We start from the raw sequence: 15339 nt of genomic DNA on the forward strand, positions 1-15339 counted from the left end.
GCCGGCAGCCCACTAGACAGACAGAGGTATCGCCTGTGTCCACGTACACCCCCAAGCCCGGGGACGTGACGCGCGCCTGGTACGTCATCGACGCCACTGATGTGGTGCTCGGTCGACTTGCCGTCCAGGCCGCGAACATCCTCCGTGGCAAGCACAAGCCGCAGTTCGCCCCGAACGCCGACACCGGCGACTTCGTCATCATCATCAACGCCGACAAGGTCGCGATCTCGTCGAACAAGCGCGAGCGCGTGAACCAGTACCGCCACTCGGGCTTCCCCGGTGGCCTGAAGTCGCGCACCCTCGGTGAGGCCATGGACTCGCGTCCGGACCGCGTCGTCGAGAAGGCCATCAAGGGCATGCTGCCGAGCAACAAGCTCGGCCGCTCCGTCGCCTCCAAGCTGAAGGTGTACGCCGGTGCCGAGCACCCGCACGCCGCCCAGCAGCCCGTGCCCTACGAGATCAAGCAGGTGGCCCAGTGACCGACGAGAACATCACCCCCGAGGCCGACGTGGCCGATGATCTGGTGGCCGACCTCGCCGCCGAGGTCGCCGAGGACTACTCCGAGGCCGACTACGCCGGTGGCACCGAGTTCGTCGCCGACGTCGAGACGCAGCTCGTCTCCAGCGGGCCCGCCCAGGCCGTCGGCCGCCGCAAGGAAGCCGTCGCCCGCGTGCGCCTGGTTCCCGGTTCCGGTCAGTTCACGCTCAACGGCCGCACCCTCGAGGAGTACTTCCCGAACAAGGTGCACCAGCAGCTCGTCAAGTCGCCGCTGGTTCTCGTCGAGCGCGAGGAGCAGTTCGACATCGTGGGCCTGCTCCACGGTGGCGGCCCGTCGGGCCAGGCCGGCGCGATGCGCCTGGCCATCGCCCGCGCCCTCACCGAGTACTCGGGCGAGGACCGTCCGGCCCTGAAGAAGGCCGGCTTCCTCACCCGTGACGCCCGCGCCGTCGAGCGCAAGAAGGCCGGCCTCAAGAAGGCCCGTAAGGCCCCGCAGTACTCGAAGCGCTGATCTCCCCGAGATCACACACTCCAGAGCAGGTTTCCGCAGCTTCGCGGGGGCCTGCTCTGGGGCGTTTCAGGGAGGGGAGCCGAGCGCTCACCGCGCAGTGGTTATCCTGTCTGGACGTCTCGACCAGCCCGGTCGAAAGCCGGCGGCCGCACCTCTGCGGTCGCACACCAGTGGCCGCGTCTCAGCGGTAGGGCACCCACGACCCCGGAGGAATCCACCACATGACCCGACTGTTCGGCACCGACGGCGTCCGCGGACTCGCCAACCGGACGCTCACCGCCGACCTGGCCCTGCGTCTCGGCGCCGCGGCCGCAGCGGTCCTGGCGGCCGAAGCCGACCCCGCCCGCGCGGGTGGCGCCTCCACCGGATCCCCCCGCCCCCTCGCGGTGGTCGGCCGCGACCCGCGGGTCTCCGGCGAGATGCTCGAAGCCGCCCTCTCCGCCGGGCTGGCCAGTCAGGGAGTCGACGTCCTGCTCGTGGGCGAGCTGCCCACCCCGGCCGTCGCCCACCTGACAGCCCAGCACGGCGCGGCCCTCGGCGCGATGATCTCCGCCTCGCACAACGCCATGCCGGACAACGGCATCAAGTTCTTCGCCGCCGGCGGCCACAAGCTCGGCGACCACATCGAGGACGCCATCGAGTCCGCGCTCACCGACGAGCCCATCACCGGACCCACCGGGGACGCGATCGGCCGGATACGTCGTGCCCCGTCCGCAGACGCCCTGGACGGCTACGTGCGGCACCTCCTGACGTCGACGCCGGGCCGGTTGGACGGTCTCGTCGTCGTCGTGGACTGCGCCAACGGTGCAGCCAGCGAGGCCGCGCCCCGCGCCTACCGCGAGGCCGGTGCCAGGGTCATCGAGATCCACGCCGCGCCCGACGGCTACAACATCAACCACGAGTGCGGCTCCACCCACCTCGGCGCCGTGCAGGCCGCCGTGCGCGAGCATGACGCCGACCTGGGTCTGGCGCACGACGGCGACGCCGACCGCTGCCTGGCCGTCGACGCCGACGGGAACGTCGTGGACGGTGATCAGATCATGGCCATCCTCGCCCTCGCCATGCGCGACGCCGGCGAGCTCGCCGAGGACACGCTCGTCGCGACCGTGATGAGCAACCTGGGCCTCAAGGTGGCCATGCGCGCGGCCGGGATCGAGATCGCCGAGACCAAGGTCGGCGACCGGTACGTGCTCGAGCGGCTGCGCGACGGCGGCTACAGCCTCGGCGGCGAACAGTCCGGACACCTCGTGCTCCCCGGGCACGCCACCACGGGCGACGGACTGCTCACCGGGCTGCGGATCATGGCGCGCATGGCTGAGACCGGCAGCTCGCTCGCCGAGCTGGCCGGGGTGATGACCGTGCTACCGCAGATCCTCGTCAACGTCCCGGTCGATGACAAGGCCGCCGTGGCCGCGTCCGGCTCGGTCGCCGAGGCCGTCGCCCAGGAGGAGGGCGCGCTCGGCGCGACCGGCCGCGTCCTGCTGCGGCCCTCGGGTACCGAGCAGCTCGTGCGCGTCATGGTCGAGGCGCAGGACCCCGACCTGGCGCGCGAGGTGGCCGAGCGGCTCGCCGGGGTCGTCGCGGCGGTCTGACCGGGCCAGGGCTCCACCCGGCTGCTCACCGCCTCCACACGGCCCGGCGATGCTGGGGCCGGCCCGAGCCGGTCGGTTGCAAGACCTCCCAACCCGATTGCACGACGATCTGTGCGAAGTTCTAGCCAGAAATCGCACCTGAGGTCAGGCATCCGGCGACGCGTGTCTTGCAACCGCCGTGGGTCAGCCGCCGGTGAACCCCTTGACCAGCTTGAGGAGCGGGGGAGTCGAGGGAACCAGATCGTCGGCCTCCTCGGCCAACATCTCCTCGGTGACCAAGACGGAGTTCTTGAACTTAGCCTCCGGATCGGCGAACGCCGCGTAGTCGTCGTCGCCCCCGAGGGTGGCCAACAGGTAACCCGCCAGGAGCGGGCGGACAGTACGGTGCGTCCGGCGGTCCGGATCGGCGAGGCCGACGCCCTGGAGCCATGAGTTGCGCTCCACCAGACCTGTCTCGATGGCCTTCTCCAGGCGGCGGTGCACCAGCTCGCCGCGCCAGGCCTCGTGCAGTGCGCGGGCGTCCTCGCCGTGCACCCCACCCGCTGCGGACAGCAGCAGCGCGGGGGAGTCGATCAGCATCGCGCGCTCGGCGGCGGAGGGCACCGTCTCGGTGGGGAAGACCATGGCCACCGCATCGATGTCCGTGCGCTGGGAGGCGAGCAGTGCGGCGATCCCGCCACCGAGGCCGTGCCCAGCCAGCGCGATGCGACGCGGATCGGCGCGGACCTTCCCGCGCCCGAGCCGGGCCTGAAGGACGTCCTCGATCGCGTTCGACACGTGATCGGCGAAGTGCTGGTGGTTCGGCCGGCCGCCGTGATCGGTGGCCGGCGCCACCACCACGAAACCCCAGGACGCGAGGTGCTTGAGAGTGTCGGTGTAGTACCGCGGCCCCTTGGTCCAGTCGTGGGCCCAGCCCACCACCGGGGCGGGCGACGGGGCGCCTCGCGGCACGAAGACCGCGCCCGGGGTGCCGGTGAAGCCGAGATCGCCGGTATCCACCCCGTAGGGGCCGCGCCGACCCACCTTTGCGTGCAGTTCCTTGGTCTTGATGGCCACGGAGGTAACAGTATCCCCTCTCGGAGGGTTGAGGGTGTCAGGGCGGGCGACCGGGCTGGCTACACTTGGCGACCATGTGCGGAATCGTCGGTTATGTGGGCCAGCAGGCTGCTCTTCCTGTCGTCGTCGAGGCCCTGCGGAGGATGGAATACCGCGGCTATGACTCGGCGGGAGTCGCCATCCTCGACGGCGCCGGCGGGGTGCGGGTCGAGAAGAGGGCGGGCAAGCTCGCCAACCTCGAGGAGGCGCTCGACGCTGACGGCGGCGAGGCCGGATTCGTCGGCACCACCGGTATCGGCCACACGCGCTGGGCGACCCACGGGCGCCCCAACGACCGGAACGCGCACCCGCACGTGTCCGGCGACGTGGCGATCGTCCACAACGGGATCATCGAGAACTTCGCGCCGCTGCGCGCCGAGCTCGAGGCCGCCGGCGTCGAGCTGGTCTCGGACACCGACTCCGAGGTGGCCGCGCACCTGCTGACGCGCGCGATGGAGTCAGGCGTGACCGCTGGCGACTTCGTGGCCTCGTGCCGTGCGGTGCTGGCCCGCCTGGAGGGCGCGTTCACCCTCGTTTTCAGCCACGCGAAGCACCCCGACGTGCTGGTGGCCGCCCGCCGCTCCACCCCGCTCGTGCTGGGCGTCGGCCAGGGCGAGATGTTCCTCGGCTCGGACGTGGCCGCGTTCATCGAGCACACCCGCGACGCGGTCGAGCTGGGCCAGGACAACGTCGTGGTGATGCGCGCCGACGGCTACGAGGTCACGAACTTCGACGGCGAGCCCACCGAGGGGCGCCCGTTCCGCATCGACTGGGACCTCGAGGCCGCCGAGAAGGGCGGATACGACTACTTCATGCTCAAGGAGATCGCCGAGCAGCCGCAGGCCGTCGCCGACACTCTCCTGGGCAAGTTCCAGGACGGCCGGATCGTGCTGGACGAGCAGCGCATCTCCGACCAGGAGCTGCGCGACATCGACAAGGTGTTCATCATCGCCTGCGGCAGCGCCTACCACTCGGGGCTGGTCGCCAAGTACGCGATCGAGCACTGGACCCGGCTCCCATGCGAGGTCGAGATCGCCTCGGAGTTCCGCTACCGCGACCCGGTTCTGGACCGCTCCACGCTCGTCGTGGCGATCTCGCAGTCCGGTGAGACGGCCGACACCCTGGAGGCCGTGCGCCACGCCAAGTCGCAGAAGGCGCGCGTGCTGGCGGTGTGCAACACCAACGGTTCGCAGATCCCGCGCGAGGCCGACGCCGTGCTGTACACCCACGCCGGCCCGGAGATCGGTGTGGCCTCCACCAAGGCCTACCTCGCCCAGATCACCGCCAACTACCTGGTCGGCCTGGCGCTGGCGCAGGCGCGCGGCACCAAGTTCCCCGACGAGGTGGCCGCCGAGTTCCGCCAGCTCGAGCGCATGCCCGAGTCCATCCAGCAGGTCGTGGACTCCCTCGAGCCGGTGCGTGAGATCGCCCGCGAGCTCGCCGACTCCAAGTCGGTGCTGTTCCTGGGCCGCCACGTCGGCTATCCGACGGCACTGGAGGGCGCGCTCAAGCTCAAGGAGCTCGCGTACATGCACGCCGAGGGCTTCCCGGCCGGCGAGCTCAAGCACGGCCCGATCGCCCTGATCGAGGACGATCTGCCGGTCTTCGTGGTGATGCCGCCGGTCGAGGGCCGCGGGGTGCTGCACTCCAAGCTCGTCAGCAACATCCAGGAGATCAAGGCGCGTGGGGCGCGCACCATCGTCATTGCCGAGGAGGGCGACGAGCTGGTCAAGCCGCTGTCGGACTACTTCATCCCCATCCCGCCGTCGACCACGTTGCTGCAGCCGCTGCTGGCCACCATCCCGTACCAGGCGTTCGCCGCCGAGGTCGCGGCCGCGCGGGGGTACGACGTGGACAAGCCGCGCAACCTGGCTAAGTCCGTCACGGTGGAATAGGAACCGTGGGCGTGGCGGTCACCGTGGACTGACGGGAGGGACGACGACGATGCGACGTGCGCACCCGGTCGAGGTCATTCGGGCCGCGGAAGCACCACTCCTCGCGGCCGCCGAGGCCTCCGGCGACCCGGACGTCGTCATGCGCCGGGCCGCCGCTGGCGTCGCCCACCACACCGCGGCCCTGCTGGGCGAGCGCACGGGCGGCGTCTACGGCCGCACGGTAGAGCTGCTCGTGGGCGCCGGCGACAACGGGGGTGACGCCCTCTACGCCGGCGCCATGTTGCGGGCCCGCGGCTGCCGCGTCGACGCGGTTCTGCTCGACCCCGACCGCGCCCGCCCCCGGGGATTGGCCGCGCTACGCCGTGCGGGCGGGCGGATCCACCGCGCGGAGGATTTGGGTTCACGCGTTCCGGTCCCGGACGTGGCTATCGACGGCGTGGTCGGACTGGGTGGGCGCGGCCCGTTGCGTGCGCCTGCCGATCGGATCGTGACCGGCCTGGCCGAGGCCGGCGTCCCGTGGGTGGCCGTCGATCTGCCCAGTGGCGTGGATGCCGACACCGGCACCGCCCACGACGCCCACGTGCCCGCCACCCTCACCGTCACCTTCGGTCTGCTGCGCCGCGCGCATCTATTGGCCTCGCCGGTGTGCGGCCGAGTCGAGGTGGTGGACATCGGACTGTCCGACCCGCCGGCCGGCCCCGAGACCGTCTACGCCCCGGACCCCGCGGACGTGGGCCGCAGGTGGCCGGTGCCCGGACCCGCCGACGACAAGTACACCCAGGGCGTGGTGGCCATCCGCGCCGGCTCGGAGCGCTTCCCGGGCGCGGCGGTCCTCTGCACGAGCGCCGCCGTGGCCGCGACCTCCGGCATGGTCCGCTACGTCGGCTCCGGCGCCGATCCGGTGCTCGCCGCGCGGCCCGAGGTCGTGTGCCATCCGTCGGTCGCGGAGGCCGGAAAGGCGCAGGCATGGGTGGTAGGCCCGGGCGCCGGCACCGGTGCGGAGGCGATCGCCGACATCGACGCGGTCCTGGCCCGCGGCCGCCCCACGCTGCTGGACGCCGATGCCCTGACCTGCGTCGCCTCCCATCCGGTGCTCCTTCGCAGCGCCACCGCGCCCGTGCTGCTCACCCCGCACGGCGGCGAGTTCGACCGACTCACCGGTGGCTGGGACCGCGCTGATCGCCCCGGCGCGCTGCGCCGGTACGTCGCCGGACTGCGCGAGCGCGGGATCGAGGCGACGGTGCTGCTCAAGGGTCGCGTCACACTGATCGACGACGGCGAGACCACCTACTCCGTCGACGCAGGGTCGTCGTGGGCCGCCACTGCGGGCTCCGGGGACATCCTGTCGGGGATCACGGGAGCTCTCATGGCGCACGCCGCGGCCGTGCATGAGGCGGCTGCCCCGGAGACGACGCTGGATCTGGCCCGCGCCGCTGCCGCCGCGGCGACGCTGCACGGCGAGGCCGCCCGCCTGGCCGCGCACCGCTTCGCCCCGGGCCGGCTCGGCCTGCACCACCTCGGCGAGAGGCCCGGTGCGGACGTCGATGCAGCCCGCGGTGGCGGTGGGCGGCCGTGTGCCGAGGGGCCCGGCGCACCGATCGGCGCCTCGGATCTGCTGGCCGCCGTGCCCGCAGCCGTTGCCGCCCTGCGCTCTTCGCGGTAGCCCCGAGGTCGTCTGCGCGGTCAGGGCCACGCTCGCCTATCCGATGTCGCGCCACCTACCGGATCACGTAGGCGGCGCGACATCCGATAGGTGAATCGGGGGCGGCCGACCGGTCCAGCGGGCTCGGCCGACACGGGGGCGGCCCCGCGTGGCGGCCCCGCTCTGCACGGCACCCCCGACGCGGCACCACGGCCAGCGTTGCCGACGTCGCGGGGCGCGGAAATCGCCCCCCGTCGGCCCGTTTGGCAGAATTGACGAAATGGCTCCGATTGTCCCCCCGGCTCCGTGCCGTGCCGAGATCGATCTGGACGCGGTCGAGCACAACGCCCGCGTCCTGGTCCGGCATGCAAGCGGCGCCCGGGTCATGGCCGTGGTCAAGGCTGACGCCTATGGCCACGGCGCCGTTCCCGTCTCCCTCGCCGCCCTGCGCGGGGGCGCGACCGCGCTGGGCGTCACCACGATCGGCGAGGCGCTGGAACTCCGCTCGGCCGGCATCGATGCCGAGATCCTGGCCTGGCTGTACCTGCCGTCCGACGACGCGCGTGCGGCCGTCGAGGCCGACGTCGACCTGGCGATCCCCAGCCCCGCGCACCTGGACACGGTGCTGGAGGCGGCGCGCCGCTCGGGCCGCAGGGCGCGCGTGACCCCCAAGATCGACACCGGCCTGGCCCGCTCCGGCATCTCTCTGGAGGAGTGGCCAGCGGTTCTCGAGCGGCTGGTCGCGGCCACCGCCGGCGGTCTGGTGGAGGTCACGGGCCTGATGGCGCATTTCGCGCACGCCGATGACCCCGGCAACCCGGTCATCGACCTGCAGGTCGCGCGCCTGCACGAGTGCGTGGCTCAAGCCCGGGCCCGCGGCCTGGAGTGCCCGGTCAACCACCACGCCAACTCGGCGGCCACGTTGACCCGGCCCGAGGACGGCTTCGAGATGGTCCGCCCCGGGATCGCCCTGTACGGGCTCGACCCGGTCGGCGACCTGGGTGCGGATCTGATCCCGGCCATGACCTTCTCGGCCGACATCCTCATGGTCAAGCGGCTGGCGAAGGGGCAGGGCGTGAGTTACGGCCACACCTGGTACGCGCCGCACGACACGACGGTGGCGCTCATCGCGGCCGGGTACGCGGACGGTGTCTGGCGGATGCTGTCGGGACGCCTGGACGTGGGCATCGCCGGCCGCCGCTACCCGAACGTGGGGCGGGTCTGTATGGACCAGTTCGTCGTCGACCTCGGACCCGACCCCGACCGCACCATCCGCGCGGGCGACACCGCCGTTCTGTTCGGTACCGGCGCGGGCGGGGGGCCCACCGCCGCCGAGTGGGCCGACGAATTGGGCACCATCCACTACGAGGTCGTCACCGCTGTGCGGGGGCGCGCGAGCAGGGACCACGTGCTCCGGGGGCGCCACGCCACCGGGGACCGACAGGGGGACGCACGATGACGGGGTTCGAGGGGGCCGACGGCGATGCCGCCGGAAAAGCTGCCGATGAGGCCGCCCGCCAGGGCGGGATAGAGAACGACGACGACAACGCCCACACCGAGGGCGCGCCCAAGCGCGGTCGGCCGCGGCTGCGGTTCCCGCGGCGCCCGTCGCGGTCGTCGACGCGGACCCCGGTCGAGGTCCGGCCACCGGAGGTTCTCGGCGGCGACCCGGACGAGGTCGAGGCGGTCGCGAAGAAGATCCGCACCCCCGGCGGGCTTGCGGCGGGGGTGAGCGCGCTCGGCGCCGCGACCCTCGGCTCGGTCGGCACGCTCATGCCGGGCAGGAGGGCGAGCGACCCGTGGGCCGGTGAGGACATGGATGAGCTCGGCGTCGACCGCGGTTCGATGGTCGCCGCCACCGACGGCGTGCCGCTGGCGGTCCGTGAGGCCGGGCCCACCGACGCGCCCATGACCGTCGTGTTCGTGCACGGCTATACGCTCACCATGGACACCTGGCATTTCCAGCGCCGACACCTGGCGGACCGGTTCGGCTCCGAGATCCGCATGGTGTTCTACGACCAGCGTGGCCACGGGCTCAGCGGCAAGAGCTCGATCGAGAACTCGACCATCGACCAGCTGGCCCGCGACCTGAGCACCGTCATCTCGGCGACCGCGCCGACCGGGCCGGTCGTGGTGATAGGACACTCGATGGGCGGCATGACCGCCATGGGCTACGCGGCGCGGCACCCCGAGGCCGTGCGCGACCGCGTGATGGGTGTGGGGTTGGTGGCCACCGCCATGGCGGAGCTGTCGGAGTCGGGGTTGGGCTCCGTACTGGACAGCAAAGCAATGGCCCGGGTAGCCGCGCTGATCAATCGCTCGCCGGGCGTGTTCACCAGCGGCCGCAAGGCGCTCGGCGCGATCATCTCGCCGTTCATCTACGGCGGCTCGTTCGGTGATCCGGCCTCGATGAGCCCCACGGTGGCACGGTTCGTCGACAAGACCATCAACTCCACCGACGTGCTGACCATCGCGAACTTCTTCGAGACGCTCACGCAGCACGACGAGTCCGAGGCGATGCCCATCCTGCGGAACGTGCGCACCACCGTGCTCTGCGGCGACCGCGACCTGCTCACCCCGCTCGACCGATCCGTCGACATCGTCGAGGAGCTGCCCGACGCCGAGTTCGTGGTGGTCCCGGGGGCCGGCCACATGGTGATGCTCGAGGAGCCCGCGCACGTGTCCGAGGTGCTGGGCGATCTCGTGGCCGACGCGATCGTCGAGTCGCGCGAGCGTGAACGACTCGCGGACGCGGGCGGAAGCAGCCGCGCCGCCGGCGCCGCCGGCCGGAGCGCGAAGGCCTCGTGACACTCCAGGTGCCCGGCCGACGCGAGCTGACCACCGTCGACGACACTCGCGCGCTGGGCGAGGAGATCGCCGGCCTGCTCTCGGCCGGTGACGTGGTGGTCCTCGACGGACCGCTCGGCGCCGGCAAGACCGCGCTGACCACCGGCATCGCCGCCGGACTCGGGGTGCGCGGGCGGGTCACCTCGCCGACCTTCGTGATCGCCCGTCGGCACGCCCCGGCCACCCCCGGCGGCCCCGGACTCGTGCACGTCGACGCCTACCGGCTGCTCGGCCAGGACCCCGACGGCGAGCAGCCCACCCGCCGCGACCTCGCCGACGAACTCGAATCCCTCGACCTGGACACCGCGCTCGAGCGCGACGTGGTGGTGGTCGAGTGGGGCGCCGGGTTCGTCGAGTCGCTCGTCGAGGCCCCGCTGATCGTCACCCTGCACCGCGGAGGCGAGGGCGACGTCCGCTCCGCCGCCTGGCACCGCGTCGGTGGATCCGCGGCCCCGGCGGTACCCTGACCTCGTGCTGGTCCTCGCCCTCGACACCTCCACCCCCGCCGTCACCGCGGGGGTGTGCCGCCTCGAACCCGCTGACCAGGGTCACGCCGAAGGCAGGTCCGAACCCGCAGGCGAGACCGAGCGCGCAGGCGAGACCGAACCCGCAGCCGAGGCCGGCCCGCAGGTCACGACCCTGGCCGCGCGGGTCACGGAGGACGCCCGGGCCCACGCCGAGCTGCTCACCCCGCACATCCTCGAGTGCCTGGACGTCGCCGGGCTGACGGCCGCCGAGCTTGACGCCGTGGTGGTGGGGGTCGGGCCCGGCCCGTTCACCGGACTACGCGTGGGCATGGCCACCGCCACGGCGTTTGCCGATGCGATCGGAAAACCCGTCCACGGGGTCTGTTCGCTCGACGGGCTCGCGGCCCGGGCGCGCGCCGCCGGGGTGGAGGGGGACCTCGTCGTCGTCACCGATGCCCGGCGCCGCGAGGCGTACCACGCCCGCTACGACGGTGAGGGCGTGCGGACCTCGGGGCCGATCGTGGGCCCCGCCGCCGAGATCGCGTTGGACGGCGCGCGTGCGGTCGGGGACCAGGCGCGCTTGGCCGAGATCCCGGACGGCGGATCCTTGACGGACTCAAAGGCCGCGGTGGCCGCTCTGACCTCCCCGGACCCGGCCGGGCTCGTCTCGGTGGCGGCCGCGGGCCTGCTCGCCGACGACACGCCCGACCCGCTCGAGCCTCTCTACCTGCGGCGACCCGACGCCGTCCCGCCCAAGCGCGTCGAGCCGTCATCCGCACTACGCGGGGTGCAGCGATGAGCGCGGGGGACACCGGCGCCGGTGGGCCGCGATACGGCTCCACCCCGACCGGCGTGCAGTACGGGCGGCTCGTCGCGGACGACGCGATGCGCTGCGCCGAGCTCGAGACGATCCTGTTCGCCGGGGACGGGCCGTGGTCGGCGGTCGCGTTCGTGTCCGAGATCTCCTCGCGGCACAACACGTGCTTCGCGGCGAGGCTGAACGGCGAATTGGTGGGCTACGCGGTGCTCGCGGGGCTCGGGCCGGTCGGCGACCGCGACTTCGAGGTGCACACCATCGGCGTGGACCCGCAGCGGCAGGGCCTCGGCATCGGGCGGACGCTGCTGCGCCAGATGCTGGACGTGGCCGACCGCGAGGGCGCGCCCGTCGTACTGGACGTGCGGACCGACAATGTGCCCGCGCGGACGCTGTACGAGGCGCACGGATTCGAGATCGTGGGGGTCCGGCCGCGGTACTACCGGCCGAGCATGGCCGATGCGTATCTGATGACGCGGCCGGCCCGGCCTGCTGCCGCCGCGGGCCCGGGCGCAGGTGCCGGGACGAACCCGGGTGCTGGGCCGGCGCCGGGTGCGCGCGAGAACAGGGGAGAGGTGGGCGGCTCGTGAAGACCGTCATGGGGATCGAGAGCTCCTGCGACGAGACCGGCGTGGCCGTGGCGCGGATCCACGACGACGGGCGGGCCGAGCTGCTGTCGGACATGGTCGCGTCGTCGATGTCCGAGCACGCGCGGTTCGGTGGGGTGGTGCCCGAGATCGCCTCGCGTGCGCACCTGGAGTCGCTCGTTCCGACCGTGCGCGCGGCGCTGGCCGAGGCCGGGATATCCCGGCCCGACGCCGTGGCCACGACGATCGGGCCGGGGCTGTCGGGCGCACTGCTCGTCGGCTCATCCGGGGCCAAGGCCTACGCCGCCGCGTGGGGAGTGCCGTTCTACGCCGTCAACCACCTGGTCGGGCACGTGGCCGTGGCCGCCTTCGACGGCGACCCGCTGCCCGAGTGCGTGGCGCTGCTCGTCTCCGGCGGCCACACGCAGCTGCTGCACGTTCGATCCCTGACCGAGCCGGTGGTGGAGCTGGGCTCGACCGTCGACGACGCGGCGGGGGAGGCCTACGACAAGGTCGCCAGACTGCTCGGGCTCGGATACCCGGGCGGGCCGGTCATCGACCGGCTCGCGGCCACCGGCGATCCGGCCACGATCGCGTTCCCGCGCGGGATGACCGGGCCGCGTGACGCCCGGCACGACTTCTCCTTCTCCGGCCTCAAGACCTCCGTCGCCCGGCGGATCGAGGCGGCCGAACGCGACGGCGTCCAGCTCGAGGTGGCGGACGTGGCGGCGTCGTTCCAGGAGGCCGTGGCCGATGTGCTGACGATGAAGGCCGTGCGGGCCTGCACCGACCTCGGGGTCGACACGCTGCTCATCGGCGGCGGCGTGGCGGCCAACTCGAGGCTGCGGGAACTGGCGGGCCAGCGCTGCGCCGACGCGGGCATCACCCTGCGCGTGCCGCGGCCCCGGCTGTGCACCGACAACGGTGCGATGGTCGTGGGCGTGGCGTCCGCGCTGCTGGCCGGCGGAGTGGCGCCCAGCCCGTTGACCGTGGCGGCCGACCCGGGGCTGCCGGTCGAGACGACGCAGGTGGTCTGACGACGACGTCGTCCGGGGGCGCGGTTGCGTGTTCGCCGATCGCGAACGCGTCCCGATCGGGCACACGGGACACTTGAGTGCTGGCACTCGCGCATATAGAGTGCCAATAGGCATGGAACCGGCGGCGTCACCCGCGACGACGCTTCTCCGGACCCCGCCGCACATTCATCAGCCATCTACACACGGAGGATCCATCGTGGCGATCAAGCCGCTTGAGGACAAGATTCTCGTCGAGGCCACCGCTGCCGAGACCACCACGGCGTCCGGCCTCGTCATTCCGGACACCGCCAAGGAGAAGCCCCAGGAGGGCACCGTCGTCGCGGTCGGTAAGGGCCGCTTCGACGAGGACGGCGACCGCATCCCCATGGACATCAAGGAGGGGGACAAGGTCATCTACTCGAAGTACGGCGGCACCGAGATCAAGTACGAGGGCAAGGAATACCTGATCCTCTCCTCGCGTGACGTTCTCGCAGTCATCGACTGACGTGAGCTGCTGAACCCCGCCCCGACGGCGCCGGCCAGAAGGCCGGTCCCGCCGGGGCGGTGGTGTCTCACGCCTGCCGAACCGTCTGATCAGACCCCTTCTTCCTCCCAGGAGTTCCATCCATGTCCAAGTTGATCGCATTCGACGAGGAGGCCCGCAAGGGCATGCTCGCCGGTGTCGACGAGCTCGCCGACACCGTCAAGGTCACGCTCGGCCCCAAGGGCCGGCACGTCGTCCTGTCCAAGGCCTTCGGCGGCCCGACCGTCACCAACGACGGCGTCTCCATCGCCCGCGAGATCGAGCTCTCCGATCCGTTCGCGAACCTCGGCGCCCAGCTGGTCAAGAGCGTCGCCACCAAGACCAACGACGTCGCCGGCGACGGCACGACCACCGCCACCGTCCTGGCACAGGCACTCATCCGTGAGGGGCTGCGCAACGTGGTGGCCGGCTCCAACCCCATGGCCATGGGCAAGGGCATCGAGAAGGCCGCTGCCGCCGCCGTGGAGTACCTGCGCTCGGCCGCGACCCCCGTCTCCGGTTCCGAGGCCGTCGCGCAGGTCGCCACCGTGTCCTCGCGTGACCCTGAGATCGGCCGCATGGTCGCCGAGGCCATGGACGCCGTCGGCGTCAACGGCGTCGTCTCCGTGGAGGAGTCGCAGGGCCTGCACACCGAGGTCTCCGTGACCGAGGGCATCGCCTTCGACAAGGGCTACCTGTCGCCGTACTTCGTCACCGACCCGGACGAGCAGAAGGCCATCTACGAGGATGTGCTGATCCTGCTGCACCGCGAGAAGATCAGCTCGCTGCCGGACCTGCTGCCGCTGCTGGAGAAGGTCGCCGAGACCGGCAAGCCGCTGCTCATCGTCGCCGAGGACGTCGACGGCGAGGCGCTGTCGACGCTGGTGGTCAACTCGATCCGTAAGACCATCAAGGTCGTCGCGATCAAGGCGCCGTACTTCGGTGACCGCCGCAAGGCGTTCCAGGAGGACCTGGCGATCGTCACGGGCGGCCAGGTCATCAGCCCAGACCTGGGCATGAAGCTCGCGGAGAGCGGCCTCGAGGTGCTCGGCGGTGCCCGTCGCGTGACCGTCTCCAAGGACGAGACGATCATCGTCGACGGCGCCGGCGAGCAGGCCGACGTCGACGCCCGCGTCGCCCAGCTCCGTCGCGAGGCCGAGGCCACCGACTCGGACTGGGATCGCGAGAAGCTCGAGGAGCGGATCGCCAAGCTCGCCGGCGGCGTCGCGGTTCTCCGCGTCGGTGCCGCAACCGAGACCGAGCTGACCGAGCGCAAGCTCCGCGTCGAGGACGCCGTCAACTCCGCCAAGGCGGCCGTTGAGGAGGGCGTCATCGCCGGTGGCGGATCGGTGCTCGTGCAGGCCGCGGCCGCTCTCGAGCGGCTCGCCGCCGACACCACCGACTCCGATGAGGCAGTCGGCGTGAACGTCGTGCGTAAGGCGCTGGTGGCGCCGCTGTTCTGGATCGCCGCCAACGCCGGCGAGGACGGCGCCGTGGTGGTGAGCAAGGTCACCGAGCTCGGTGCCCGCGACGGGTACAACGCCGCGACCGGCGAGTACGGCGACCTGATCGACCAGGGCGTCATCGACCCGGTCAAGGTCACCTCCTCGGCCGTCGTCAACGCCTGCTCGGTGGCGCGCATGGTGCTGACGACCGAGACCGCGATCGTCGAGAAGCCGGCCGAGCCGGCCGCCGACGCGCACGGCCACCACGGTCACGCGCACTGAGCCAGACGCTCGCGTCAGTCGGCTCACCCGACATGGCCTAGTGAGGATCCCGGGCCCCGCCCCCCGTGTGTCGGGGAGTGGGGCCCGGTGCCGTTCCGGGGCTGTTGTGTGGTCGTCTGACACCC

General features: G+C 72.1%; 14 protein-coding genes. 13 read left to right on the plus strand and 1 reads right to left on the minus strand.

Going from position 1 to position 15339, the window contains the following annotated elements; genetic code table 11:
• Positions 1-35: 35 nt before the first annotated feature.
• The 3 genes from rplM (at position 36) to glmM (ending at position 2601) form a co-directional block, all read left to right on the plus strand.
• Positions 36-479, plus strand: coding sequence for a 50S ribosomal protein L13 (gene rplM, locus ACWGLC_RS06540; RefSeq protein WP_230930147.1), 444 nt, complete (start codon positions 36-38; stop codon positions 477-479).
• Entirely contained in the window at positions 476-1009 is a 534-nt protein-coding gene (rpsI, locus tag ACWGLC_RS06545) for a 30S ribosomal protein S9 (protein ID WP_344987783.1), read from the plus strand. Before rplM ends, rpsI begins: the two co-directional genes overlap by 4 nt.
• A 221-nt stretch (positions 1010-1230) precedes the next feature.
• Positions 1231-2601: a phosphoglucosamine mutase gene (gene glmM, locus ACWGLC_RS06550; RefSeq protein WP_452099135.1), complete on the plus strand. Its 1371-nt coding sequence runs from the start codon at positions 1231-1233 to the stop codon at positions 2599-2601.
• Between the two features lie 183 nt (positions 2602-2784).
• On the opposite strand, the gene ACWGLC_RS06555 is transcribed toward glmM, so the two are convergent.
• Positions 2785-3657 carry an alpha/beta fold hydrolase gene (locus ACWGLC_RS06555; RefSeq protein WP_452099136.1) on the minus strand — a complete coding sequence of 291 codons (873 nt, stop codon included), beginning with the start codon at positions 3655-3657 and terminating at the stop codon, positions 2785-2787.
• A 74-nt stretch (positions 3658-3731) separates the two neighbouring features.
• On the opposite strand from ACWGLC_RS06555, the gene glmS reads away from it, so the two are divergent.
• From glmS to groL, 10 genes are all read left to right on the plus strand, one after another.
• A complete protein-coding gene (glmS, locus tag ACWGLC_RS06560) occupies positions 3732-5591 on the plus strand; it encodes a glutamine--fructose-6-phosphate transaminase (isomerizing) (protein WP_452099137.1) in 1860 nt (619 codons plus the stop codon).
• A 49-nt stretch (positions 5592-5640) separates the two neighbouring features.
• A complete protein-coding gene (locus ACWGLC_RS06565; RefSeq protein WP_452099138.1) occupies positions 5641-7254 on the plus strand; it encodes a bifunctional ADP-dependent NAD(P)H-hydrate dehydratase/NAD(P)H-hydrate epimerase in 1614 nt (537 codons plus the stop codon).
• A gap of 259 nt (positions 7255-7513) precedes the next feature.
• The gene (gene alr, locus ACWGLC_RS06570; protein ID WP_452099139.1) at positions 7514-8692 is read left to right on the plus strand and encodes an alanine racemase; all 1179 of its coding nucleotides are present in this window, start codon (positions 7514-7516) and stop codon (positions 8690-8692) included.
• Positions 8689-10041 carry an alpha/beta fold hydrolase gene (locus tag ACWGLC_RS06575; RefSeq protein WP_452099140.1) on the plus strand — a complete coding sequence of 451 codons (1353 nt, stop codon included), beginning with the start codon at positions 8689-8691 and terminating at the stop codon, positions 10039-10041. Before alr ends, ACWGLC_RS06575 begins: the two co-directional genes overlap by 4 nt.
• Positions 10038-10547, plus strand: a complete 510-nt coding sequence (tsaE, locus tag ACWGLC_RS06580; RefSeq protein WP_452099141.1) for a tRNA (adenosine(37)-N6)-threonylcarbamoyltransferase complex ATPase subunit type 1 TsaE — start codon at positions 10038-10040, stop codon at positions 10545-10547. Before ACWGLC_RS06575 ends, tsaE begins: the two co-directional genes overlap by 4 nt.
• A gap of 4 nt (positions 10548-10551) precedes the next feature.
• Complete coding sequence (gene tsaB / locus ACWGLC_RS06585; protein ID WP_452099142.1) at positions 10552-11346, plus strand: tRNA (adenosine(37)-N6)-threonylcarbamoyltransferase complex dimerization subunit type 1 TsaB; 795 nt, start codon at positions 10552-10554, stop codon at positions 11344-11346.
• Positions 11347-11432: 86 nt separating this feature from the next.
• The gene (gene rimI / locus ACWGLC_RS06590; protein ID WP_452099319.1) at positions 11433-11951 is read left to right on the plus strand and encodes a ribosomal protein S18-alanine N-acetyltransferase; all 519 of its coding nucleotides are present in this window, start codon (positions 11433-11435) and stop codon (positions 11949-11951) included.
• A gap of 8 nt (positions 11952-11959) precedes the next feature.
• On the plus strand, positions 11960-12985 hold the full coding sequence (tsaD, locus tag ACWGLC_RS06595) for a tRNA (adenosine(37)-N6)-threonylcarbamoyltransferase complex transferase subunit TsaD (RefSeq protein WP_452099321.1): 1026 nt from the start codon (positions 11960-11962) through the stop codon (positions 12983-12985).
• 196 nt (positions 12986-13181) lie between these two features.
• Positions 13182-13469 carry a co-chaperone GroES gene (gene groES / locus ACWGLC_RS06600; RefSeq protein WP_017837219.1) on the plus strand — a complete coding sequence of 96 codons (288 nt, stop codon included), beginning with the start codon at positions 13182-13184 and terminating at the stop codon, positions 13467-13469.
• Between the two features lie 122 nt (positions 13470-13591).
• A complete protein-coding gene (groL, locus tag ACWGLC_RS06605; RefSeq protein WP_295649210.1) occupies positions 13592-15214 on the plus strand; it encodes a chaperonin GroEL in 1623 nt (540 codons plus the stop codon).
• The last annotated feature ends 125 nt before the right edge of the window (positions 15215-15339 follow it).

Source organism: Dietzia sp. NPDC055877, assembly GCF_053615975.1.